The sequence below is a fragment of the Afipia sp. 1NLS2 genome, assembly GCF_000178995.1.
GTDB lineage: Bacteria > Pseudomonadota > Alphaproteobacteria > Rhizobiales > Xanthobacteraceae > Afipia.
Genome location: NZ_ADVZ01000001.1, coordinates 674,693 through 696,831 on the forward strand (window position 1 = coordinate 674,693; position 22,139 = coordinate 696,831).

A 22,139-nucleotide genomic window follows, 5' to 3' on the forward strand; every position below is an offset into this window, starting at 1 on the left:
GAGAGGAAAACGACATGCCATATGTCGATCATCATGTTCTGACACCGCGGGAAGCCTATAACGCCAACCACTGGCGTCGCAGGGCCAAGCTGACGTTGGACAAAGCGAAGTCCGTTGAAGATCCCCAGTTCAAGGCCCACCTGATCCAGGTGGCTGCCGAATATCAAAAACTTGCAAGGTGTGCAGACAACGTCAGGGCCGAACTCGGCATACATTCCGGGAGCCCGCACACCACCACCCGCGGGAGGCCCAAGACACAGGGACCTGTATGAGTTCCAATACCATCACGGCGGACGATTGCTTCTGGACTGCAACCAACCTCGATCTTGCATCCGGAGTTTCGTCCGACACCCGCGGTCTCTCCAGCCAGGAGGCCACCGCGAGGTTGGCGCTCTATGGCCCGAACGAACCGGTCACATCTCTGCGGCGAAGCCTTCTCATCAAGATTGGGCGGCGGCTGATTGAACCGCTCACCGCTATTCTCCTGCTGGCCGCTTTGATCACCGGCGTCATGGGCGACCGGGAAAGCTGCGTGATCATTGTCGTCATCCTCACCTCCTCCATCGCTCTGGATCTGTTTCAGGTTCAACGCGCGGAAGCCGCTGTCGAAGCGCTGCGAAAATCCGTGGCCGTCACCGCACAGGTGCGCCGCGACGGCCTGTATCAGACGGTTCTCGTTCGCGATATCGTGCCAGGAGACATCATTCAACTCAAGGCAGGCGGACTCGTCCCGGCGGATGGCGTTGTCCTGACTTCTCATGACGCCCGCACCAATGAAGCCATTCTGACCGGCGAACCTTATGCGGTCGAAAAGCGCCCGGGACCAAGCTCCGGCGCGCTGCCAGCCGATGCATTCAACGCGTTGTTCAGCGGCACGTGCCTCGTCAATGGCACAGCCGAAATGCTCGTGATCCGCACCGGCACACAAACGCGCTTCGGCAAAATATCCTCGTCACTGCAGGATCAGGAGGCGCCGACAGCGTTCGAGACAGGCATTCACTCTCTCGGCGTTCTCATTCTGCGGCTTACCGGATTTCTGGTTCTCTTCGTCGTTCTTGTCCAAGTGAGCAGCCACCGCTTTTCGCTCGATAGTTTTCTCTTTGCGGTCGCGCTGGCGGTCGGGCTGACACCCGAACTGCTTCCCATGATCGTGACCGTCACTTTGTCGAAGGGCGCCGTTTACATGGCCCAACGCAAGGTCATCGTGAAGAAACTGTCGGCCATTCACGACCTCGGGGCCATGGATATCCTCTGCACCGACAAGACTGGAACACTTACGGAAGCGAGCATTGCGTATGACGGCAGCTTCGATTGCGATGGACAAAAAAGCGCCGATGTCGAGGCTCTTCTCTATTTGAACTGCAAACTCTCGCGCTACGCTCACAATGAAATGGACGACGCCGTTCTTAAAACGGCAACGCCCGCCGCAGTGGACGGCTATCTCGACGCCGCGCCCTTTGACTTCGAGCGGCGGCGCTCCTCGGTTCTTTTCACTCGCGCAGGCACCCCGACGATCGTGACCAAAGGGACTCCCGAAAGCCTCATCCTGTTGTGCTCGAAAGTACAGCACGCAGACGGCTCAATCCGCCCGCTGGACGCGTCGATAAGCAACAAGCTGAGGGCTCTGGTGGAAGATCGCGGCGCACAAGGCTATCGCCTCCTGGCGGTCGCATGGCGGGCGATGCCAAGCGACCGTACCACGATCGACATACACGACGAATGCGACCTCATTCTCGCAGGCTTTGCCTCGTTTCTCGATCCCCCAAAGGCTTCAGCCAAGGATGCCATCCGTGAATTATCGGAAGCAGGTGTCAACGTGAAGATCATCTCCGGCGATGCAAAGCCGGTGGTGCGTCACTTGCTGGGGGTATTCGGCTGGAAGTCGCCGCAGATCATATCGGGCGACGAAATTGAACAGATGAGCGCGCCGGCACTCGAGGCATGCGTGGCGGATATCGACGCATTCGTGCGGACCTCTCCGGATCAGAAAATGCGGATTGTTCGTACCCTTCGACGATGTGGCCACACCGTCGGATTTCTGGGCGACGGGATCAATGACGCGCCTGCGATCCATGCGGCGGATGTCGGCATCTCAGTTGACACAGGAACCGACGTCGCCCGTGCGGCTGCCGATATCATCCTGCTCGCGCCCGATCTCGGCGTTCTCAGCGCCGGCATCAAGGAGGGCCGTCGGACATACGCCAACATCATGAAGTATATCCGGATGGCAACCAGCTCCAATTTCGGCAACATGTTGTCGATGGCGTTTGCTTCGCTGCTGTTGCCATTTCTGCCGCTGACGCCTCTCCAGATTCTGCTCAACAATCTTCTGTACGATTTGTCCGAAACCGGCATCCCGTTCGATCGCGCCGACAAGGCTGATGTCGACAAGCCCCATGCCTGGGACATGCGATCTATCCTGCGCTTTACACTTGTCATGGGCGCACTGTCCTCTCTGTTCGACATCGCGACCTTCGCCCTGCTGCGGCTTGTCTTTGCGCTCGACGTCTCGGCCTTTCGGACGGCTTGGTTTGTGGAATCGATCGCCAGCCAGATCCTGGTGATTTTTATCATCCGGACTGTGCTTTCCCCACTCAAAAGCCATCCGCATGAAATGCTAGCGCTGACGTCGCTGGGCGCGCTGGGCTGCGCGCTCGTCATCGCCCTGACCCCGCTCGGCATATTGGCGCAACTCGTGCCGTTACCGTCCATGGTGGTCGCGGCCATGATGGCTATGGTCGGGGCATATTTGCTGTGCGCCGAAGCCGTCAAACGCACAGGCGCGAAGTGGCTTTATCCACCCCGTGAGATATCCCCTAAGACCGCGCCGTAATCGTATTGAGTCAAATCAAACTTGGGGTTCCTCGCTCGGCTAAAATATTATTTGACAAAGGAGGCTTACATGCGCGCTTTGCGGACGAGAGAAATTTGCCAAGCAATCTTATTTGCGACTGCACTGACACTCGGCGTACCAAAGGGAAGCGCCGCTGAGTCACTTTCCCGAGAGGCTTACTTACCGCATCTCGGCGACCTCATGAACACCATGCAAGCGCGGCACCTCAAGCTATGGTTCGCCGGCAGATCGAATAACTGGCCTCTGGCCGCCTACGAAGTCGACCTGATGATGGAGAATTTCCGGGATATCGCCATCCTCTATCCGAACGTGCCTGTCGCCGATGTGGAAATGCTTATCGGTCCCACCAAGGATATTGGCGAGGCCATCAAGGCCAGGGATGCCGTGAAATTCAGCGAAACTTACAAGGAGCTAACGGCGGCCTGCAATTCCTGCCACCAGGCGATCGGTCGGGAGTATATCGTCATCCAGGTCCCGACCGCTTCGCCATTCAGCAATCAGGTTTTCCCGCTGAAGAAATAAGGCAGTTCCCGCCTCACCAAAGACCGCGCTCATTCAAGGCCGGTGAGTTATTTGGTGCCCTTCCACCGCCAATTTCTTACCTCTGGCAAATCCACACCGTGGACCCGGATGTACCGTTCATGCTCGACCAGCTTGTCGCGAATGGCCTGCTTGACATATACGGCAGCCGCGCCGAGTTGCGGCACCCGGTCAATGACATCGGCGACAAGATGGAAGCGATCAAGCCTGTTACGAACGGCCATGTCGAAAGACGTCGTCGTTGACCCCTCCTCCTCATAACCTCGCACATGGATATTGGCGTGATTAGCGCGCTTGTAGGTGAGCCGGTGGATCAACGGCGGATAGCCGTGATAGGCAAAGATCACAGGCTTGTTCGTGGTGAACAATGCATCAAAATCGTTATTGGTCAGCCCATGCGGATGCTGCTCTTTCGATTGCAAGGTCATCAGATCGACGACATTCACCACCCGGATTTTCAGCTCCGGAATTTGGTTCCTCAGCAGGTCGACAGCAGCAAGCGTCTCCAATGTGGGCACATCTCCCGCGCAGGCCATCACGACGTCGGGCTCGCCGCCCCTGTCATTGCTGGCCCATTCCCAGATTCCGACACCTTGCGTGCAATGCTTGATCGCCGCGTCCATTGATAGCCATTGCGGACTTGGCGCCTTGCCGGCAACAATAACGTTGACGCGGTCCCAGCTCCGCAGGCAGTGATCCGTTATATACAGCAGACTGTTCGCGTCTGGTGGCAGATAGACGCGAACGATGTCCGCCTTCTTGTTGACCACATGATCGATGAAGCCGGGATCCTGATGACTGAAGCCGTTATGATCCTGCTGCCAGACGTGTGAGGTGAGCAGATAATTCAGCGAGGCGATCGGCTGCCGCCAAGGCACTTCGCGCGAGATCTTGAGCCATTTAGCGTGCTGATTGAACATTGAATCCACGATGTGGATGAACGCCTCGTAGCAGGAAAACATGCCGTGCCGGCCCGTCAGAAGGTAGCCTTCGAGCCATCCCTGGCAGGTATGCTCGCTCAGGATTTCCATCACGCGGCCATCGGGGTTGAGATGATCATCCTCCGGAATTCTTTCGGCGTCCCATGACCGGTCGGTGACCTCGAACAGCGCCTGCAACCGGTTGGAGGCGGTCTCGTCCGGACCAAAGACACGAAAATTCCGATTGGCCTTGTTCGCCGCCATGGTGTCGCGCAGAAAACCTCCCAGCACGCGCGTAGCCTCGGCGTCGGCTTTTCCAGGTGTCTCGACATCGACGGCGAACGTTGTGAAATCGGGCAGGCAAAGCGGCCGTCTCTCGGCGCCGCCATTGGCATAAGGGTTCGCGCTCATCCGCCTTGTCCCTACCGGCGCGAGAGCGGCGATCTCTGCGCGGAGCTTGCCTTGCTCGTCGAACAGCCGTTCGGGAAGATAGCTGCGAAGCCAGTGCTCCAGCAGTTGCAGGTGACCCGGCTTCTTCATGTCGCCGAAAGGGACCTGATGTGACCGCCACGATCCTTCGGCCTTCTGGCCATCCACCGTCTTCGGTCCGGACCACCCCTTCGGGCTTCTGAGAACAATCATGGGCCAGCGAGGACGCTCCGGCACGATCTGATCTCGGGCATGCTTTTGAATTTTGGCAATGTCCGAAAATGCCGATGCCAGCGCGGCTGCCATCTTCCGGTGCATCTCGAAATGGTCATCACCCTCAACAAAGATCGGCGCATAACCATAACCTTGAAACAAAGAACGGATTTCCTCAGAAGAAATTCGCGCAAGGACGGTTGGATTCGCGATCTTGTAGCCATTGAGATGGAGAATGGGCAACACCGCCCCGTCCGAGGCCGGATTGAGGAATTTATTGCTGTGCCAGCTCGTCGCCAACGGCCCGGTTTCGGCCTCGCCGTCTCCCACGACGCAGGCAACAATCAAGTCCGGATTGTCGAACACAGCTCCAAAGGCATGGGATAGCGAGTAGCCGAGTTCGCCGCCTTCATGGATGGAGCCGGGTGTTTCAGGCGCGGTATGGCTCGGGATCCCACCCGGAAACGAAAACTGACGAAACAGGCGCTTGATGCCCTCAAGATCCTGCGTGACGGCTGGATAGAGTTCGCTGTAGGTGCCCTCAAGATAGGCATTCGCGACGATGCCCGGCGCGCCATGGCCGGGCCCCGTCACGAACAGGATGTTCAGGTCCCGCGCCTTGATCAGACGATTGAGGTGCGCGTAGATGAAATTCAGCCCGGGCACGGTTCCCCAGTGACCCAGGAGCCGCGGCTTAACATGCTCGATGGCAAGGGGGATTTTCAGCAACGGATTGTCGAGCAGGTAAACCTGCCCGACGGAAAGATAGTTGGCGGCCCGCCACCAAGCGTCGATAAGACCCAACTCGTGGTCCGTCAGAGGTGTATCCGCTACCATTTGACCTCCGGCACGCACACAATATTTTTGATCGCCGGGCCGACATAACAAGGCTGTCTGCCCGGCAAGAGTTAGCACGCGATAGGGTTCCATCGCAGGCTGACGTTTAATCCGACAATCGCCGTATCATTCCAGCATGGTTGCCAGACGGTTGCGGTCGCGAAGCGTGATGTGTCGGGCCCCTGAAAATGCCAGAACGCCCTCATCGTTGAGTTGAGACAAGGCGCGAGAGACCGTCTCAAGGGTTAACCCCAGATAGTCACCGATATCACGGCGGCTCATCGGCAACCCCATCATACCGGCCGAGGAAAGCCGCTTGTCCATCTCGACCAAGAATGTTGCGACGCGTTCCATGGCGGTTTTTCGCCCGAGCAGCAGCATGTGGTCTTCTGCATGTTTGAGGTCGGCAACCGTGATCGTCCACAGATGGTGCGCAACCTTGGCATTCGCTTCGGCAAATGTATCCAAGCTGCTTCGCTTGACCAGGCGAACGGTCGTATCGATGATGGCTTCGGCGCTGAGCCGGTGCGCCGAAGCCGATTCCAGACCGAAAACATCACTCGGCAAATGAAAAGCGCCAATATGCCGGCGACCATCGCTCATCAGCTTGTACGTTCGAACCGCTCCGCGCACGACTTGATAGACGAATTCAGCGGCCTCCTCCTCGCCATAAATTTCCTCGTCCTTCCCGTAGTTAAACTCCGTCGCAACCAACCCGCAGTGATCGGCGATGATGCTGAAACGGTCGGAAGGCGGCGGGATCGGTGGCAGTTGCTTCAAGCGCAGGGCACTGGACTGGATCTGCATGGCGACCTCCTCGGGAACACATGGGCCCCTCTTCTAGGTCTCCTGGCCGTTCGCTTAAATTCAGGTCGATATCCTAAGGGGTTTACCGGATACGATATATTTTATGGATTCAATACCTAGGATAGGCTTCTCTTCCCTATACTGAAGGAGGGCCTATTGAAATCATTGCTCTATCTTCAAGATACAGACACCGGACCGGAGAGCACGAAGTGGGAAAGGCAATTCTGACGATCAACGCAGGCTCCTCCAGTCTGAAATTTTCAATATATCGCATCGATGATCAAAGCGAGTTGAGCCTGAATTTCGAGGGTGTAGTAAGCCCCCTCGATAAAATTCCCGTCTTGAAAATCAAGGACGCCTCGGGGAGTCAGGTCAGTGATCAGACATGGGACCGGTGTCCAGAGTTCTCCGAAATTCTCTCAGCCGTCATGGAGCGTTCTGAAGCCCTTCTCGGCACGGATACCCTGTTCGCCGTAGGGCATCGCGTGGTCCATGGAGGACCGGATCACACCTGTCCCGAACTCATAACGCCGAAGCTCCTGGACACCCTCACCCACCTCACCCCACTCGCCCCCCTTCACGAACCGCACAACCTCCATCCGATCCATCTGCTTGCCGCTCTGCGTCCCCGTCTGCCTCAGGTTGCCTGTTTCGATACAGCTTTTCATCACAGCCTCCCGCCAGTGGCGACTCGCTTTGGACTGCCCCGGATCTACGAAGCCGACGGACTGCGCCGTTATGGCTTTCACGGCCTGTCATATGAATACATCGCGGAAAGGCTTGGCACCGCATCGGCACGTCTGGCGAATGGTCGCGTTATCGCCGCGCATCTTGGCAGCGGCGCGAGCCTTTGCGCACTGAAGGCCGGTCGAAGCATCGAGACAACGATGGGATTCACTGCTCTCGACGGACTTCTGATGAGTACGCGGTGCGGAAGTCTGGACCCGGGCGCGGTTTTATTCCTCGCCCAGACGGAGAAAATGACACCTGCCCAACTTTCGGAGCTGTTCTACACCAAATCTGGCCTGCTGGGCGTATCTGGGCTGTCGGGTGACTTGAGGGTATTGCTCGAGAGCAAGGACCCGCATGCCAAAGATGCGATCGAACTGTTTGTTTATCGGATCGTGAAGGAGATCGGCGCGCTGACTGCCGTACTGGGCGGGCTTGACGGTCTAGTGTTTACCGCCGGCGTCGGCGAACACGCCTTTCAAATCAGGCAAATGGTTTGCGACCAGCTTAAATGGCTCGGCGTTGAGATTGATGCGCAGAGCAATCAACATAATGCCACGACGATCAGCACACCGGACACGCGAGTCGAAATACTGGTGATTCCCACCAATGAAGAGCTTGTGATTGCGCGACACACCTTCCGTGTCGTTGCCGAGAAGTATCCTGAACTCGAGAATGGGTAACAGCATAGCCCGGCAGGGCGGGCCATCATCTTGCGCAAGATCAAATACGCATTCTCCTGGCGCACTATCCTAACGCAAACGAGCCCGTTGCACAGCTTCGGGGCCTTATTCCAGGAGAAGGCAAATGCACCTCGACAACATCCTCGTCGATGCAAAGCAACCCGCCGACCTCATCAGGGGAAGGATCGTCATAAAATATCCGACCCTTGCGGAGGCTGCGGTTGAATTTCAAAGACTCTCGCCGTGCGAGCAGAACAACGCGCTTATGAAAAGCGCCGGAATCACCTATACGCGCGATGAAATCGAACGGCTGTGCTATGCAAAAGACTATCTTACGCACAGCACCCTCACCAAAACACCTCGGAAAATTGGTTCGCGCGCAAGGCTGCGACTATAGAGCCTGAGGCTATAAAATACACAGACCAAGACCAGCGGGGGTGGATTTCCCAGCCACCGGCCTCAGTCTGTAATCACACTCCCACCGGCATCCAGCCACAGAAGACCGCCAACCGCCTTTGGCCCTGATCAGCTACGGGTCGCGGCGCTCTCATCTTCCGGAGACAAAAGACTCAGACCGGACATCGGCTCGATCCAACAGAGATGATCGTGAACCTCTTTGACGCCTTCAATATTCTCGGCGGCGACAATGGAGGCTTGTCGCGATCGCTCATCGGTGATGATACCGTCTATCTGGACGACTCCATCACGTACGCGAATACCGAAACTGATCGGTCGCCAGGGATTCTCCTGGATTGCCCGGACGATCCGCTGCTGAAGGTGGTCGTCATCCGCTGTCGGATCAGGAACCTCACGGTCCAAGCTGGCGACAGTGCGCAATAGGTCCGTGCGTGTGACAATTCCCAGGAGCTGCAGTCCCCGCACTACCGGCAGCCGCTTGATGTTGTGCTTCTCCATAAGGCGCACTATTTCCTCAAGGCTGGTCTGCTCGGTGACTGTCACGGGCTGTGCGTTCATCACTTCTCCAACCTTGCGACCCTGCTCGTGAACGAACTCGGTCGCGGCTCTACCCGGACCAACGAAAAAAGCCAACCATCGCGCGCGTCTTGTTTGAGTGCCGATCTCCGCTCGGCGAACGAAATCTCCTTCCGTGATAATACCGACGAGCTTGCCGAACTTATCAACGACGGGAAGGCCGCTGATCCGGTTCTCCAACATCAAAAGAGCTGCCTCTCTCAAAGAGGTGCCTTCGGTGACGGTGATCGGATTCCGTGTCATGACCTGATGCGCACGCATGTTTCTCTCCTTCGGTTGAAGAAGGAGTAGCTCAGCGAGAAGCTGTCGTTTTGATACGGATCAAGCGGACGATTACGCGCGATCACGGCTTGAGTACCGCGGCTCCGACAAGATCGCCTCTTCGCAACATGGCCAATACCTCATTGGCCCGCTCCAGCGGAAAGGTCGTGGTGTGCGTCCGAACCTTGGCCTGTGGAGCGATGTTGAGAAACTCAACTCCATCGTGGCGCGTGAGGTTTGCAACCGAAACAATCTGTCGTTCTTCCCATAACAGGCTGTATGGGAAGGACGGGATGTCGCTCATATGGATGCCTGCGCAGACGACCCGGCCACCTTTCCGCACCGCGCGCAGTGCCGCAGGAACAAGCGAGCCGACAGGCGCGTACAAGATCGCTGCATCGAGAGGTTCCGGTGGTAGCGCGTCGGACGATCCGGCCCATACCGCGCCCAGTTCTTTTGCAAATGTCTGCGCTGTCGTATCGCCGCCGCGAGTGAATGCATAAATCGAGCGGCCCTGCCACTTCGCCACTTGAGCGACGATATGGCCGGCTGCGCCGAACCCATATATGCCAAGACGCTTTGCATCTCCACTCATGATCAAGGAGCGCCAGCCAATGAGGCCCGCGCAAAGCAATGGGGCAAGCGCCTCGTCGCTACCTTCTTCGCCCAATGGAAACGCGAAATCCGCATCAACAACGGTGTGAGTCGCAAATCCGCCATCGCGCGTATAGCCCGTGAACAAAGGCTCGTCGCAGAGATTTTCCATTTCGCTCCTGCAGTAGAAACACTCTCCGCAGGTGTGGCCCAACCAGGGAATGCCGACGCGCTTAGCAAGGCGATGGCTGGAAACGCCGGGTCCGACAGCATCGACGCGCCCGACAATCTCATGTCCAGGAACGATCGGATATTTGATGTGCGGCAGTTCGCCATCCAGAACATGCAGATCGGTTCGGCAGACGCCGCAAGCGCCGATCTTCACGCGGACCTGACCTCGCTGTGGCACGGGGTCCGGAAGCTCGGTCATCACGAGTTCCGTTCCCGGCCTGTTGAGAACCATCGCGCGCATTCGCAAACCTCTTGGCTTGCTCAGTTCCTAGGACTGCCCGTCGAATGAACCTTGACGCTGCTCAACATCAAACTAATTAGCCGCGCAAAAATGATTTTAGAGCATGTGCTCTGAAACGGAGGCTATGATGACAACGAAATCGGTAATTCCCGTAACGCAGGACCGCGCCGTTGCCCGCCGGGAGCAGAATCCCTTCTCCTTGCTGCAACATGAGATTGACCGTCTGTTCGACGGCTTTACGCGTAGCTTCGCGCCGTTCTCGCAAAATCCGGTTGTTCCCAACATGGATGTCGCCGAGACCGACAAGGAGATCGAGATCACGGCTGAACTCCCTGGACTCGAGGAAAAAGACGTTCAGATCAACGTAGCCGACAATCTGCTCACCATCCGCGGCGAGAAGAGAAATCAGCGCGAAGAGAAAGACAAAGATTATCATGTGGTGGAACGAAGCTACGGTTCGTTCCTTCGCACCGTCGAGCTGCCGGCGGGTGTCAATCTCGACACCATCAAGGCGACGATCTCGAAAGGCATCCTGAAAGTGACGGTGCCGAAACCCGCGCCCTCGCAAGTAAAGAAGATCGAGGTCAAGACCGCGGCGTAAATAAGCGAATGAACAAAAAGAGCGGCGTGGCGTGGACCATGCCGCTCTTTTTTGGGGCGACTGCGTTAGAGACGTTCCACTCTCATCACGCGGAAAGGATGGGTCTCTCCTTCCTCTCGGATTGAGACATACTCCCCTTCGACGAACCGCTCGTCCTCGAAATGATAACCCGCCTCATCGGGCCCCGTATCGTAGCGGAACGCCCAGGAGCCGCCCGGACGACGAACCAGATGGCCATGAGCTTCGCGCTCATCAGGCCTCAATCGTGAAATGCGGCAAGCTTCCTTATGCTGCCGCCATAGCTCGTGATCGATGTTTCCTTCGGGAGTCAGCGGCATAACGAGCACATAGCCGACCTCCTCGTCACCGACAGGATGACCCCGTTCACGGGCAAGGGTCAGACGAACTTTGCGGAAGGCAGGCGGCAGACTGGTGTTCAATATCGGATCAAGTTTCGACATGGGGCCTCTGATTGTTGATCGAACCAAGCCCAAGCAGGCTAATTCTCGCAATCTTTCAGGAATTGACCTTCGTCAAGCCGCTCCAATTGGCATTCTTGAGACAAATCAACACCCCTCGTGGGCCAATCCGCTTACTGGCTGTCGAAAACAAGGCTGAAGGCAGACCATGAGCGCCGCACCAACACTGACGACAAACCTAGTCGATGGCAGTGCACAGCTTTACGCCGCCGGCTCATGGACCGCATCTCAGGTCTCCTCACTCGAACCCGTGGTGAATGCGGCAATACACAATGTATCGGGTGCACGGGTCCTGCAACTCGACATGTCCGCGGTCGACCAGATCGACACCATAGGCGCATGGCTTCTCGAGCGCATGATCCGTCGTGTCCATCAGGCAGGCTCAGAAATCCGGACTGTGGGTATCCACGAACGTTTCGCAGGACTGATCGACGAACTGCGATCTGTCAATCTGCACCCTCCGGTCCACGAGCGTCAGAATGCCGTTCTGCTTAAGCTCTATCAGATCGGCCAATCGACAGTTGCCTCTCTGCAGGAATTGCTGGTCTTCCTCGAAATGCTCGGCCGGCTCGGCAGCGTTCTTGCAAGACTGGCTTTCAAGCCGAGTCGTTTGCGTCTGACGTCCACGATCTATCAGTTGCACAAAGTGGGATGGCAGGCAGTGCCTATCATGGTGATGATCACATTTTTAATCGGCGCCATCATCGCCCAGCAAGGCATCTTCCATTTCCGGAAGTTCGGCGCCGATGCCTACGTCGTGGATATGGTCGGCATTCTCGTCTTGCGGGAAATCGGTGTGCTGATCGTCGCCATCATGGTCGCTGGCCGGTCTGGCAGCGCCTATACCGCAGAACTCGGCTCCATGAAAATGCGCGAGGAGATCGATGCTCTAACCACGATGGGCCTCGATCCGCTCGAAGTGCTGGTGCTGCCGCGTGTGCTCGCCCTGGTCATCGCGTTACCGATCCTGGCATTCATCGGATCGATTGCGGCGCTCTACGGTGGCGGCCTGATCTCATGGCTTTACGGCGGCATGAGCCCCGCGATTTTCATCGCCCGACTTCACGAGGCGGTGTCCGTCACTCATTTTGAAGTCGGCCTGATCAAGGCGCCTTTCATGGCGCTCGTCATCGGCATCGTCGCCAGCAGCGAAGGATTGCGTGTCAAGGGAAGCGCCGAGTCTCTGGGGCGACAAACCACGACATCGGTCGTGAAATCGATTTTCCTCGTTATCGTCCTCGACGGCCTGTTCGCGGTCTTCTTTGCATCAATCGGAATGTGACCATGACCGATCAGCACTCCGACATTGCCATTCACGTCCGCGATCTCATCGTCGCGTTCGGCAAGCATACAGTCCTGGACCGTCTTTCGCTCGATGTCCGGCGCGGGGAGATTCTCGGCCTGGTCGGCGCCTCGGGCGGAGGCAAGTCAGTGCTGATGCGCACCATCATCGGGTTGCTTCCCAAGCAAAGCGGTACTGTCGACGTCATGGGTACCGAAATTCACGGTGCCGACGACAGGCAGACGCAAGAATCGGCCGCCCGTTGGGGCATCCTGTTTCAGCAAGGCGCGCTATTTTCGTCATTGAATGTCCGGCAGAACATACAGGTGCCGATGCGCGAACACCTGTCTATGTCTCAGGAACTGATGGATGAGGTCGCCGATGCAAAGCTCGAAATGGTCGGCCTGAGCGCGGCCGACGGTGACAAATACCCTTCGGAACTGTCAGGCGGAATGACGAAGCGCGCTGCGCTTGCGCGCGCGCTGGCCCTGGACCCTGCGATCGTATTTCTCGATGAACCGACCTCCGGGCTCGACCCCATCGCAGCCGGTGATTTCGACGCGTTGATCAAAACCTTGCAGAAGACGCTGGCATTCACCGTGTTCATGGTGACGCATGATCTGGCCAGCCTCCACACCGTCTGCGACAGGATCGCCGCTCTGGCCGACGGCAAGATCGTCTCGATCGGCCCCATGAGCACCCTCCTCGAAGCAACGCATCCATGGGTGCGCGCATATTTCCATGGCGCCCGCTCCGAAATGCTACAACCCCACAACAGTTGAGGATCCTGATGGAGACCCGCGCCCCATACATCATCGTCGGTCTGTTTGTCCTCTCGATCGCGGCGGCGATATTCGGCTTCGTCTACTGGCTGAACAATGCTGGCGGCCTCGGCGCGCGCAGCGTCTATCAGGTCCGGTTCGACGAACCGGTGCCGGGATTGCTGGTCGGCGCAGGCGTTCTGTTCAACGGAATACGCGTGGGTGAAGTGACACGGCTTGCGCTCGATCCGCAAAGTCCCCGCCGGGTGAATGCATCCGTCAGCGTTCTGACAGATACGCCCGTTCGCGCCGACACCAAGGTTGGGTTGGAGTTTCAGGGCCTGACCGGCGTGCCTGTGGTAGCCTTGGAAGGCAACAAGGATACGCTCTCCACAGCACCTATCGGCGTTCTGATTGCCTCACCTGGAGCGGGCCAAAGCATGACGCAGGCGGCCCGCGAGGCGCTCAGGAAAATCGACTCCGTTCTCAGCGACAATTCGCAGCCGCTCCACGACACCATCGTCAATCTGAGTACGTTTGCTGAAGGGCTGGCCCGTAATACGGGGCGTCTCGATGGCATCATCGCGGGATTGGAAAGGATGACGGGAGGGGGTGCTTCAGAGACAAAGAAGCACATCTACGATCTGGAAGCCGTTCAGACATATGTCGCCAGAAGCCCTCTCGCGCTACAGCTCGCCATTCCTGAGCCGACCGTGATCCTGGCTCTCGATACGCAGCGCCTGGTCATAACGCCGGAGAGCGAGAATCTTGATCCCTCGATCGTGCAAGCGCAATGGGCCGACAGCATTCCCAAGCTCGTCCAAGCGAGGTTAATCGAGAGCTTTGCGAATTACAGTGAGGAGAGAGCGCCGATTCGTCCCACCGAAGGAGTACAGGTCGATGCGACGCTGTTGAGTGAGATCCAGCGGTTTCAGGTCGACATGACCAGCAACCCAACTGCCGAAGTGTCCCTCGCGGTCAAGATTGTCGGCAAGTCGGGGAAGATCGTGGCTTCCCGTATTTTCCGAGCCAGTCAGCCGGTGGCACATCTTGATGCGAAGACTGTCGTGTCGGCCCTGAACTGGGCCTTCAGCGACGTGACCAAACAGATCGTGACATGGACCGCCGGTAATCTTAAATGAGATCGGCGCGACGGCGTCTAGGAATGTTGGAACGAGCCGCGCGGATTCACCGGCTGTTCTCAAAGGTCTTCAGAAACGCGATGAAGTCTCCGACTTGATCAGGATCCAGCCGGAATTCCGGCATGCTCGGATGCCCGGTCGAAATGCCCTCCGCAAGCGCCTCAGCAAGCGTCTCGACGGGGTATCGCGTGTGCAGGGTGCGGAACGGCGGCGCTATCTTGAGCGGACTGGCGGTCACGCGATCGATCGAATGACATTGAGCGCAGTTGACCCGTGCAAACGTCCTTCCACGTTGCACTGCCGGATCTTCCATCGCCCAGCACGAACTCATCAGTCCGGAGGCGAAAAAAGCAGCAAGCGATATGTCCTTCAACCTCAGAAAACCTCTGTCTTTTTCCATGAGAGCACCGACCCATCCGCCTTACGACTATCTTGTAATATTGCCATTCGAGAACGAGGCACACCTTGATAAACGTCAAGGCGGGTCCGACCCTTTCCGCGTATCAATATAACTGTTCACGATGCCCCGTATGCGGAGGATCAATTATGACCGATCTGATCGTTCAACCAAATCTCTGGGTAACCAGAATGCTTCCCGAAGGAATCGTCGAGAAGTGGCTTGTCGCCGATGGCGCAAACGTTACTTCGGACGACCCCCTTGTCGATGTTCGGATCGAAAATCAGCTTAGACGGTTGAAGTCACCTGATACCGGGCGGCTGACGATCTACGCGCCACAAAATAGCGTCGTGGAACCGGGCATGGTGATAGGCAGGGTCGAGGCTGCCTAAAGTACAGTCGGGCAGATCGGTTGCCCTCGCCAGAAGGGATGCGTTTTACATGACCAAGCTCAAGCTGCGCCCTGCCTCGCTGGTCCTTGTGGCCGACGGCACGAAAGCGCTTTTTCTTCGAAACGCCGGAGACGAGGTCTTTCCAAATCTCATCGTCGCGCACGCGTTCAAAGACAACAATCCTCCGACCAGAGATCAGGGAACCGACCGCCCGGGACGTGTCCACGAGAGTGCGACCTCAAGGCGCAGTCAGGTTGAAACGACAGACTGGCATATTGTCGAGAAACATAAGTTCGTAGAAGCAACAGCGGCTTCCCTCGAACGATACATTGAGGATGAAGGCGTCAAAAGCATCGTTATCGTCGCCCCGCCACGAGTAGTTGGCGCCCTCCGCGCGACACTGCCTGAAAATATCCGGAAGCATATTCTCGCTGAAATCGAAAAAGACCTGACGAACCAGCCGGTTCATGAGATCGAAAAATACCTCACGGATTATTTTCTCCCCGGCTGAAATGAGGTCAGTCGAGATCGACGGCCGGAGGCTCCTTCGAAGTACCGGCCACTGGAGCATTTTCCGCCCGCTGCGATGCAATTCGCCGGATGTGGGAGGCAATACGAGGCTCACGCTCCATCAGTAGTTCCAGATCGCCAGCGCCGAGGACCAATAGCTTCGCTCTCGTACATGCTCTCGCCGTCCCCGAACGTTTTGTCCTGCTCAGTAAAGCCTGCTCCCCGAAAAACTGACCCGCGCTGAGTTGGATTTTGTGCTTATCTGAAAGCACGACTTCTATCGTTCCACTTGCGACGAAGTACATGGCATGTGCCGGGTCCCCTCGGCGTACAATGACCTCGCCTTTTTCGTAGCGGCGCGCACGCAACAGCCCCATAACTTCTGCAATATTTTCTGCCTTGAGATGGGCAAACGCGGGGACCTGAGCGATCATGCTCCAGGTGATGACGAAATCGCGGCGGTGAATGACATCTGAAAAAGCGTGGGCGATGATGCCAACCGGTAAAGCGATCATGATCAAGCCGCCTATGATCGTGCCGGCGGCAACCAGCTTGCCTACTCCTGTCAGCGGGACGACATCACCATAGCCTATTGTGGTCAACGTAACGAGCGACCACCACATAGCATCTGGAATTGTACCGAACTTGTCTTTCTGCACGTCCCCTTCAAGCATGTGCATGAGGCTGGCTGAAATAACAGTGCAGCATATCAAGATGATCAAGCACGCGCCGAGCGCCCAGCGTTCGGCCCATAACACTTCCATGAGCGAACTCATACCGGGCGAATAGCGGACCAGTTTTAAAATTCGCATCGTCCGGAAAACCACCAATCCTTTCAGATCGGCGTCGCCAAAGATCGAGAGCCAGAGCGGCGCAACGGCCAACAGATCGATCAGCCCCCAAGGGCTGACCAGATAGCGAAGACGAGCCATAAGCGTCGACTTACCCCGGTAGGGAATGTGTTCCGGCGCGATCCAAATACGGGCCAAATATTCAAGGCTGAAGACCGAGACGCTTATAAACTCGACTCCGCGAAAAATAACAGTGTAACGCGCATACAGTTCAGGAACAGATTCCAAAATTGTTGCAAGAACGCTGACGAAAATGAATATTCCAATAGACCAATTCAGAATATACCCAAGCCCATCTTCGTCTGATCTGGCTTCGAGCGCTTGATAAAGATGGCTGCGTGACCGCCTGGACGCAGACAGAACAGCTCCTTTTCGTGAGGCCATTGATTGCATCTGATCGCCGCTTCAATCCTTCGTATCTGCCAGAGAGACGGGTCGACGACACTAAGGATGATTTCATTTCGACCTTGGGGATTCCGCCCCATCAACACGTGAAACGGGTTGAGGTAAATCAAGTCCGCCGTTCCCTCCAAGGCTCACGGTGCTTGATTTAGATCATCGCGCTTCCACAACAAGCGCGGGATCGAAGATAAAATGGGAAAGATCGCACCAACGGGAATTTTAACCTCGGCCGATGAGGTTGGCCGCCCTCCGCTCAAGATCCGTTTCGTTAATTTGGATACCGGCCGCGAGAACATTGCCGTTATCTCGCGACGATCCCAGGCACTCCGCCCTGACGTCTTCTGTGGATTCAGTCGGATTCAAATCCAATGCGGGGATAAGCTGCTTCTCGCAACTCTGTTGATCACGGACGATGAGTCTCTTGTCGGGACGAACGAACTCGGGCTTGCCACTCCGGCTTTCAGAAGGATGAACGAGCCCGAAAATACGCTTGCGACCGTTTCGCCCGCGCCGCCCCCAAAGAGTCTGGATTTTGTCCGATCGAAGATTCAGGGCGATATTCTCGATGCCGTTGAAATCGCAGCTATCGTCGACGATCTGACGAACCATCGATATTCGGAACTGGAAATTGCTGCATTCCTCGTAGCGACTGCCCGTTTGATGACGGCCAGCGAATTGCTCGCGTTGACATCCTCAATGGTTGACGCCGGCACTCGGCTCCATTGGCAGAAGCCAATGATCGTTGACAAGCACTGCATCGGAGGGATTCCCGGTAACCGAACCTCGATGATCGTAGTCCCGATCGTCGCGGCGCACGGCCTTACCATGCCGAAAACTTCCTCGCGAGCGATCACCTCGCCAGCAGGTACAGCCGATACAATGGAGGTTCTGGCCAAAGTCGATATTGATACAGATCACATGAAACGAGTGGTCGACAAATGCGGAGCATGTCTGATCTGGGGCGGACACGTTAATCTATCACCGGCGGACGATATTCTCATCTCCGTGGAGCGCGTTCTGGGTCTGGACACCATCGAGCAGATGGTGGCCTCCATTATGTCAAAGAAGATAGCCGCCGGCGTTACTCATCTTCTCGTTGATATTCCCGTTGGCTCCTCGTCGAAGGTTCGCACGCCCACAGAAGCACTACGCTTGAGAAAACTGTTCGAACTGGTGGGAGATCATTTCGGTATCGCCGTGGAAGTCGTCACCACAGAAGGCCGGCAGCCGATTGGGCATGGTGTCGGACCCTTGCTGGAGGTCCATGATGTGATGTCCGTGCTTGAGAACAGACCGGATGCGCCACAAGACCTTCGGGAAAAATCGCTCAATCTCGCTGCCCGGCTCCTAGAATATGACCCGGCCCTGCGTGGCGGCACCGGCTACGCACGGGCCCTTGAATTATTGGAAAGCGGCGCAGCTCTTCGAAAATTACAGAGCATTATCGCAGCACAAGGTGAGCCACCCTATGCGGCAAGTCTCGGGCATCTGCAAAGAGATATCGTTGCATCGAAGCACGGAATCGTCAGCAACATCGACTGCCTGAGAATAAACCGTATTGCGCATATGGCAGGCGCTCCGATCGACAAAGGAGCAGGCATTCAAATCTTCAAAAAAATTGGAGAACACGTTTCTCCAGGCGATCCTTTGTATCGGATCTTTGCTTCCGAGGCGTCGGGCTACGATCTCGCCCTGCGTGCATCATTTGAACAAAATGGGTTTTCCATAGACGACCGCCCGGAACCTCAGTGAGGACGCGTCATGAATACGACTCTTCAATTCTGCGGCGCGGCCCACACCGTTACGGGCTCCTGTTATGTTTTCAACACCGGTCAGGCCCGCTTTCTGGTGGACTGCGGGATGTTCCAAGGTTCGAAAACCTTGAAGTCCATGAACTATGGTCCCTTCCCCTTCGATCCCCGTGAGTTGGACGTCCTTCTTCTCACACATGCACATATCGATCATAGCGGGCTTATTCCAAAACTCATAAAGAGCGGGTTCAAGGGCCGGATCCTGGCCACTCAGGAAACCATTGATCTGTGCTCTTACATGCTGCCGGATGCCGGCGGCATTCAGGAAATGGAGGTTAAAAGTCTCAATCCCCGCAATCAGGCTCGTGGAAGAGCGCCAGTCACTCCGATCTACACCGAAGAAGACGCAATAAACTCGCTCCAGGCCTTCGACGCAGTGAGATACGAAACCTGGGTCGAAGCGGCAAAAGGCGTCCGCGCGCGCTACTGGAATGCAGGCCACCTGCTCGGTTCAGCATCAATTGAAATCGAGATCGATAATGGAGCGCAAGAGCCACCACTCAGAATTTTAATGTCGGGTGATATTGGTCCAAGCGAGAAGCTTCTTCAATCGGCTCCTTCGGGACCAAGCGGGCTCGACTATGTCGTCTGCGAGTCGACTTATGGCGATACCGTCCGCCCACATTCTACAACCGAGGAGCGGCGCGCCCGCCTTGCCCTGGAGGCTCATGAAGCGGCTGCTGGAAAAGGCCCACTAATCATTCCGGCCTTTGCCGTTGAGCGAACGCAGGAGTTAATCGTCGATCTGGTCGATCTAATGGAGCACGATAGAATACCGCATTGCCCGATCTTTCTCGACTCTCCCCTCGCCATTCATGCGACCGAAGTGTTTCGCAAGCACTCCGCCGCTCTGCAGCCGGATACGGACGCCGGGCGGCTTCTGCACTCACCTCAACTACGATTCACCAGGGATGTGGGAGAAAGCAAAGCCATCGAGAGACTTTCGGGTTTTCATATCATTCTGGCCGGAAGCGGCATGTGCGAAGCCGGGCGGATTCGTTATCACCTCAAAAACTGGCTATGGCGCAAGCAGGCGACCGTGCTTCTGGTCGGCTTTCAGGCATACGGGACGCTCGGACGCATTCTCCTTGACGGCGCCAAGGCGGTCCGCATTCAGGGAGAAGAAATTCGAGTGAACGCGCGCATACGCAAGATGGATGAGTACTCCGGCCACGCCGATGGATCGGAGCTTGAGAACTGGATCAGAGCTCGACTTCCGATCCGAAGCGGATTGTTTCTTTCTCACGGCGAGGATGCTGCGATTGAAAGCCTCCGAGGAAAAATCGCGGACACCGCCATTCCAACGAATCAGATTTTTGCACCCGTCCTCGACGAAATCTACGCGCTTGATCCACAGGAGGCACGGTCAGTGCCTTCGACCCGGCGGCGCCTCCAGCCGGAAGCCGTCATCCGTCTCGATTCCCATAACGACATGTCGAAATTTATTCTGGCCCTCAATGATAAGATCGAAGCAGCGGCCGATGAGCGCGCACGGCGCCTCATTATCAGGCGACTTAATAAAACGCTCGATGAGCTGCCATAACAGCTATGAGAGAATGGCGAGTTCCACGTAGTGCTTCACGACAAGCGAACTCTTATCAAGATCAATTAAACTTCCGATCGCCATCACAGAGATTCCTTGGCTGCAAGCACCTCCCGCAGCGATCGAACAACGCTGTCTTCGAGGTGAGGTTTCAGCAGCACCGTCGACACGCCCACAGCTTTGGCCTTGGCTTCAATGCGCATGTCGGGGAAACCCGTGATGAGAATGATGGGCGCTTTTATCCCGATATGGCGCAGACTCTCAGCAAGTTCGATGCCGTCTATCGGCTGCATTTTGTAATCGATGATAAAACATTCGGCGTTGCCGCATTCATTGAAATTCAGGAGCTTCTTGGCATTCGGAAAAGCTAAAACCTGGAATCCCTCGACTTCGAGAAAAAAGGTGAGCGATTGGCGCACGTCATAGTCATCATCAACCACAAAAATAAGTTCTGAACGGCAATGATGCTTCCTCTCTTGAATCTCCATATTTTCATTTAGAATTTTAAGAACTAGCCGGTGTTGATCTCGCTCAACCCTCAATCATTCCGCTGCGGATTGCAAACCGGACCAACTCAGAGAGGCTGCCGACTTGCAGCTTGGCCATGACGTTTGCCCGATAAACTTCAACGGTCTTTGGGCTGATGTCGAGATCGCCGCGATCATCTTGTTCGACAAGCCTTCGGCCAATCCCTGCATAACCTGCCGCTCGCGTTGGCCAGCGATCGGACCCGCACGGCTGCCTCTGACAGTCTGCGTCAAGGCCCATCAGCTCACGCAGAGGCCCTCATGCCATTGATCTGCATCAATGGCACTCCTTCATGCGCTGCCAATCTACATGGGGCAAACAGCTAACAGAGGAGACGCTCCGATGAAAGTAAGAGACGTTATGACCAAGCATCTGGTGAGCGTTCTGCCCAATGTACATGTGCGCGAGGCGGCTAAAATGATGGTCGGCAATGGAATTAGCGCACTGACCGTTGTCGACGAGCGCGGATCTCTTGTCGGCCTTCTTTCTGAAGGCGACTTGTTGCACCGGCGTGAATTGAATACAGAGACGCGCCGCTCCTGGTGGCTCGACCTATTCGCATCTGATCGCGACCTTGCGGCCGATTACGTAAAATCAAACTCCCGAATGGTGCGAGACGTCATGACCACCAAAGTTCTCACCGCATCTCCAGACGATACTCTCGGAGACGTCGCCAGACGTTTCGAGAAGCATCACATCAAGCGGCTGCCCGTGATCGAAAATGGACACCTGATTGGTATCATTACTAGAGCGAACTTAGTGCAGGCTCTTGCCAACACAAAAGAGCTGCCCTTGCCGCGCGACACGGACGCCATGATAAAGCGTGAAATCGACCACAGGATCGCAGAGCAGCCTTGGGCTCGTCGCCCATTCAGCATCTGCGTCAGCAATGGCAATGTGGACATAACCGGGATCGTTTATAACGATAACGAACGTGATGCGATCCGCATAGCGGCTGAAAATACACCCGGCGTAGGAGTCGTAGCGAATAACTTGCGCGTGGTGGCGCGCCCCATGGAGGATGGTTAGCCTGCAGGCTGACAGCTATGGCTGCGCATCGACAAAGCAGATTGCGCTATTGCAGTCGCATATCTCGGTATCTCACTGC

General features: G+C 56.4%; 22 protein-coding genes and 1 pseudogene. 14 read left to right on the top strand and 9 right to left on the bottom strand.

What is annotated here, in order from left to right; all coding sequences use genetic code 11:
• The first annotated feature begins 14 nt into the window (after positions 1-14).
• The 3 genes from AFIDRAFT_RS03235 (at position 15) to AFIDRAFT_RS03245 (ending at position 3,376) form a co-directional block, all read left to right on the top strand.
• Positions 15-272 carry a hypothetical protein gene (locus tag AFIDRAFT_RS03235; RefSeq protein ID WP_009337650.1) on the top strand — a complete coding sequence of 86 codons (258 nt, stop codon included), beginning with the start codon at positions 15-17 and terminating at the stop codon, positions 270-272.
• Positions 269-2,833 carry a magnesium-translocating P-type ATPase gene (mgtA, locus tag AFIDRAFT_RS03240; RefSeq protein WP_009337651.1) on the top strand — a complete coding sequence of 855 codons (2,565 nt, stop codon included), beginning with the start codon at positions 269-271 and terminating at the stop codon, positions 2,831-2,833. The genes AFIDRAFT_RS03235 and mgtA overlap by 4 nt, the downstream gene beginning before the upstream one ends.
• 69 nt (positions 2,834-2,902) lie before the next feature.
• A complete protein-coding gene (locus AFIDRAFT_RS03245; protein ID WP_009337652.1) occupies positions 2,903-3,376 on the top strand; it encodes a hypothetical protein in 474 nt (157 codons plus the stop codon).
• 47 nt (positions 3,377-3,423) lie between these two features.
• Here the strand turns inward: AFIDRAFT_RS03245 and AFIDRAFT_RS03250 are convergent, their stop codons facing one another.
• Positions 3,424-5,793 carry a phosphoketolase family protein gene (locus AFIDRAFT_RS03250; protein WP_009337653.1) on the bottom strand — a complete coding sequence of 790 codons (2,370 nt, stop codon included), beginning with the start codon at positions 5,791-5,793 and terminating at the stop codon, positions 3,424-3,426.
• 126 nt (positions 5,794-5,919) lie between these two features.
• The gene (locus AFIDRAFT_RS03255; RefSeq protein WP_009337654.1) at positions 5,920-6,600 is read right to left on the bottom strand and encodes a helix-turn-helix domain-containing protein; all 681 of its coding nucleotides are present in this window, start codon (positions 6,598-6,600) and stop codon (positions 5,920-5,922) included.
• 209 nt (positions 6,601-6,809) lie between these two features.
• On the opposite strand from AFIDRAFT_RS03255, the gene AFIDRAFT_RS03260 reads away from it, so the two are divergent.
• Together AFIDRAFT_RS03260 and AFIDRAFT_RS03265 are read left to right on the top strand one after the other, a co-directional pair.
• Complete coding sequence (locus AFIDRAFT_RS03260) at positions 6,810-8,012, top strand: acetate/propionate family kinase (protein ID WP_009337655.1); 1,203 nt, start codon at positions 6,810-6,812, stop codon at positions 8,010-8,012.
• Between the two features lie 124 nt (positions 8,013-8,136).
• On the top strand, positions 8,137-8,409 hold the full coding sequence (locus tag AFIDRAFT_RS03265; protein ID WP_009337656.1) for a hypothetical protein: 273 nt from the start codon (positions 8,137-8,139) through the stop codon (positions 8,407-8,409).
• A 128-nt stretch (positions 8,410-8,537) separates the two neighbouring features.
• Here the strand turns inward: AFIDRAFT_RS03265 and AFIDRAFT_RS03270 are convergent, their stop codons facing one another.
• Both AFIDRAFT_RS03270 and AFIDRAFT_RS03275 read right to left on the bottom strand, forming a co-directional pair.
• Complete coding sequence (locus AFIDRAFT_RS03270) at positions 8,538-9,266, bottom strand: CBS domain-containing protein (RefSeq protein WP_009337657.1); 729 nt, start codon at positions 9,264-9,266, stop codon at positions 8,538-8,540.
• A gap of 82 nt (positions 9,267-9,348) precedes the next feature.
• On the bottom strand, positions 9,349-10,332 hold the full coding sequence (locus tag AFIDRAFT_RS03275) for a zinc-dependent alcohol dehydrogenase family protein (protein ID WP_009337658.1): 984 nt from the start codon (positions 10,330-10,332) through the stop codon (positions 9,349-9,351).
• Between the two features lie 127 nt (positions 10,333-10,459).
• On the opposite strand from AFIDRAFT_RS03275, the gene AFIDRAFT_RS03280 reads away from it, so the two are divergent.
• Positions 10,460-10,933 carry an Hsp20/alpha crystallin family protein gene (locus AFIDRAFT_RS03280; RefSeq protein WP_009337659.1) on the top strand — a complete coding sequence of 158 codons (474 nt, stop codon included), beginning with the start codon at positions 10,460-10,462 and terminating at the stop codon, positions 10,931-10,933.
• Positions 10,934-10,998: 65 nt separating this feature from the next.
• Here the strand turns inward: AFIDRAFT_RS03280 and AFIDRAFT_RS03285 are convergent, their stop codons facing one another.
• Positions 10,999-11,394 (bottom strand): hypothetical protein, encoded by a 396-nt coding sequence (locus AFIDRAFT_RS03285; protein WP_009337660.1) that lies wholly within the window; start codon positions 11,392-11,394, stop codon positions 10,999-11,001.
• 166 nt (positions 11,395-11,560) lie between these two features.
• On the opposite strand from AFIDRAFT_RS03285, the gene AFIDRAFT_RS03290 reads away from it, so the two are divergent.
• The 3 genes from AFIDRAFT_RS03290 to AFIDRAFT_RS03300 are packed head-to-tail and all read left to right on the top strand — an operon-like array spanning position 11,561 to position 14,597.
• Entirely contained in the window at positions 11,561-12,694 is a 1,134-nt protein-coding gene (locus AFIDRAFT_RS03290) for an MlaE family lipid ABC transporter permease subunit (protein ID WP_009337661.1), read from the top strand.
• Between the two features lie 2 nt (positions 12,695-12,696).
• Positions 12,697-13,476, top strand: a complete 780-nt coding sequence (locus AFIDRAFT_RS03295) for an ABC transporter ATP-binding protein (RefSeq protein WP_009337662.1) — start codon at positions 12,697-12,699, stop codon at positions 13,474-13,476.
• Between the two features lie 8 nt (positions 13,477-13,484).
• Entirely contained in the window at positions 13,485-14,597 is a 1,113-nt protein-coding gene (locus tag AFIDRAFT_RS03300) for an ABC-type transport auxiliary lipoprotein family protein (protein ID WP_009337663.1), read from the top strand.
• A 46-nt stretch (positions 14,598-14,643) separates the two neighbouring features.
• Here AFIDRAFT_RS03300 and AFIDRAFT_RS03305 read toward each other — a convergent pair whose 3' ends face one another.
• Positions 14,644-14,928 (bottom strand): c-type cytochrome, encoded by a 285-nt coding sequence (locus tag AFIDRAFT_RS03305; protein ID WP_048756807.1) that lies wholly within the window; start codon positions 14,926-14,928, stop codon positions 14,644-14,646.
• A gap of 215 nt (positions 14,929-15,143) precedes the next feature.
• On the opposite strand from AFIDRAFT_RS03305, the gene AFIDRAFT_RS03310 reads away from it, so the two are divergent.
• Positions 15,144-15,386, top strand: coding sequence for a lipoyl domain-containing protein (locus tag AFIDRAFT_RS03310; protein WP_009337665.1), 243 nt, complete (start codon positions 15,144-15,146; stop codon positions 15,384-15,386).
• A 49-nt stretch (positions 15,387-15,435) separates the two neighbouring features.
• Entirely contained in the window at positions 15,436-15,897 is a 462-nt protein-coding gene (locus tag AFIDRAFT_RS03315; RefSeq protein WP_009337666.1) for a baeRF12 domain-containing protein, read from the top strand.
• 7 nt (positions 15,898-15,904) lie between these two features.
• On the opposite strand, the gene AFIDRAFT_RS03320 is transcribed toward AFIDRAFT_RS03315, so the two are convergent.
• Positions 15,905-17,131, bottom strand: coding sequence for a cyclic nucleotide-gated ion channel (locus AFIDRAFT_RS03320; RefSeq protein ID WP_009337668.1), 1,227 nt, complete (start codon positions 17,129-17,131; stop codon positions 15,905-15,907).
• A gap of 210 nt (positions 17,132-17,341) precedes the next feature.
• Between AFIDRAFT_RS03320 and AFIDRAFT_RS03325 the strand changes: the two genes are divergently transcribed.
• Positions 17,342-18,901, top strand: coding sequence for a thymidine phosphorylase family protein (locus AFIDRAFT_RS03325; RefSeq protein ID WP_009337670.1), 1,560 nt, complete (start codon positions 17,342-17,344; stop codon positions 18,899-18,901).
• A 9-nt stretch (positions 18,902-18,910) separates the two neighbouring features.
• A complete protein-coding gene (locus tag AFIDRAFT_RS03330; RefSeq protein WP_009337671.1) occupies positions 18,911-20,503 on the top strand; it encodes an MBL fold metallo-hydrolase RNA specificity domain-containing protein in 1,593 nt (530 codons plus the stop codon).
• A gap of 83 nt (positions 20,504-20,586) precedes the next feature.
• On the opposite strand, the gene AFIDRAFT_RS03335 is transcribed toward AFIDRAFT_RS03330, so the two are convergent.
• On the bottom strand, positions 20,587-20,991 hold the full coding sequence (locus AFIDRAFT_RS03335) for a response regulator (protein ID WP_009337672.1): 405 nt from the start codon (positions 20,989-20,991) through the stop codon (positions 20,587-20,589).
• A gap of 43 nt (positions 20,992-21,034) precedes the next feature.
• Positions 21,035-21,216, bottom strand: a pseudogene (locus AFIDRAFT_RS03340) (LuxR C-terminal-related transcriptional regulator); the annotation flags it as partial.
• A gap of 175 nt (positions 21,217-21,391) precedes the next feature.
• Here AFIDRAFT_RS03340 and AFIDRAFT_RS03345 point away from each other — a divergent pair.
• Positions 21,392-22,060 carry a CBS domain-containing protein gene (locus tag AFIDRAFT_RS03345; RefSeq protein ID WP_244469007.1) on the top strand — a complete coding sequence of 223 codons (669 nt, stop codon included), beginning with the start codon at positions 21,392-21,394 and terminating at the stop codon, positions 22,058-22,060.
• Positions 22,061-22,139: the final 79 nt, after the last annotated feature.

Excerpts from the sequence above, each read along its gene's own strand:
- AFIDRAFT_RS03290 (WP_009337661.1), top strand. The coding sequence starts at position 11,561 with ATGAGCGCCGCACCAACACTGACGACAAACCTAGTCGATGGCAGTGCA.
- AFIDRAFT_RS03330 (WP_009337671.1), top strand. The coding sequence starts at position 18,911 with ATGAATACGACTCTTCAATTCTGCGGCGCGGCCCACACCGTTACGGGC.
- AFIDRAFT_RS03320 (WP_009337668.1), bottom strand. The coding sequence starts at position 17,131 with ATGGCCTCACGAAAAGGAGCTGTTCTGTCTGCGTCCAGGCGGTCACGC.
- AFIDRAFT_RS03265 (WP_009337656.1), top strand. The coding sequence starts at position 8,137 with ATGCACCTCGACAACATCCTCGTCGATGCAAAGCAACCCGCCGACCTC.
- AFIDRAFT_RS03255 (WP_009337654.1), bottom strand. The coding sequence starts at position 6,600 with ATGCAGATCCAGTCCAGTGCCCTGCGCTTGAAGCAACTGCCACCGATC.
- AFIDRAFT_RS03280 (WP_009337659.1), top strand. The coding sequence starts at position 10,460 with ATGACAACGAAATCGGTAATTCCCGTAACGCAGGACCGCGCCGTTGCC.
- AFIDRAFT_RS03305 (WP_048756807.1), bottom strand. The coding sequence starts at position 14,928 with ATGAGTTCGTGCTGGGCGATGGAAGATCCGGCAGTGCAACGTGGAAGG.
- mgtA (WP_009337651.1), top strand. The coding sequence starts at position 269 with ATGAGTTCCAATACCATCACGGCGGACGATTGCTTCTGGACTGCAACC.
- AFIDRAFT_RS03335 (WP_009337672.1), bottom strand. The coding sequence starts at position 20,991 with ATGGAGATTCAAGAGAGGAAGCATCATTGCCGTTCAGAACTTATTTTT.
- AFIDRAFT_RS03315 (WP_009337666.1), top strand. The coding sequence starts at position 15,436 with ATGACCAAGCTCAAGCTGCGCCCTGCCTCGCTGGTCCTTGTGGCCGAC.
- AFIDRAFT_RS03300 (WP_009337663.1), top strand. The coding sequence starts at position 13,485 with ATGGAGACCCGCGCCCCATACATCATCGTCGGTCTGTTTGTCCTCTCG.
- AFIDRAFT_RS03310 (WP_009337665.1), top strand. The coding sequence starts at position 15,144 with ATGACCGATCTGATCGTTCAACCAAATCTCTGGGTAACCAGAATGCTT.
- AFIDRAFT_RS03250 (WP_009337653.1), bottom strand. The coding sequence starts at position 5,793 with ATGGTAGCGGATACACCTCTGACGGACCACGAGTTGGGTCTTATCGAC.
- AFIDRAFT_RS03235 (WP_009337650.1), top strand. The coding sequence starts at position 15 with ATGCCATATGTCGATCATCATGTTCTGACACCGCGGGAAGCCTATAAC.
- AFIDRAFT_RS03295 (WP_009337662.1), top strand. The coding sequence starts at position 12,697 with ATGACCGATCAGCACTCCGACATTGCCATTCACGTCCGCGATCTCATC.
- AFIDRAFT_RS03245 (WP_009337652.1), top strand. The coding sequence starts at position 2,903 with ATGCGCGCTTTGCGGACGAGAGAAATTTGCCAAGCAATCTTATTTGCG.
- AFIDRAFT_RS03325 (WP_009337670.1), top strand. The coding sequence starts at position 17,342 with ATGGGAAAGATCGCACCAACGGGAATTTTAACCTCGGCCGATGAGGTT.
- AFIDRAFT_RS03270 (WP_009337657.1), bottom strand. The coding sequence starts at position 9,266 with ATGCGTGCGCATCAGGTCATGACACGGAATCCGATCACCGTCACCGAA.
- AFIDRAFT_RS03345 (WP_244469007.1), top strand. The coding sequence starts at position 21,392 with ATGACCAAGCATCTGGTGAGCGTTCTGCCCAATGTACATGTGCGCGAG.
- AFIDRAFT_RS03275 (WP_009337658.1), bottom strand. The coding sequence starts at position 10,332 with ATGCGCGCGATGGTTCTCAACAGGCCGGGAACGGAACTCGTGATGACC.
- AFIDRAFT_RS03285 (WP_009337660.1), bottom strand. The coding sequence starts at position 11,394 with ATGTCGAAACTTGATCCGATATTGAACACCAGTCTGCCGCCTGCCTTC.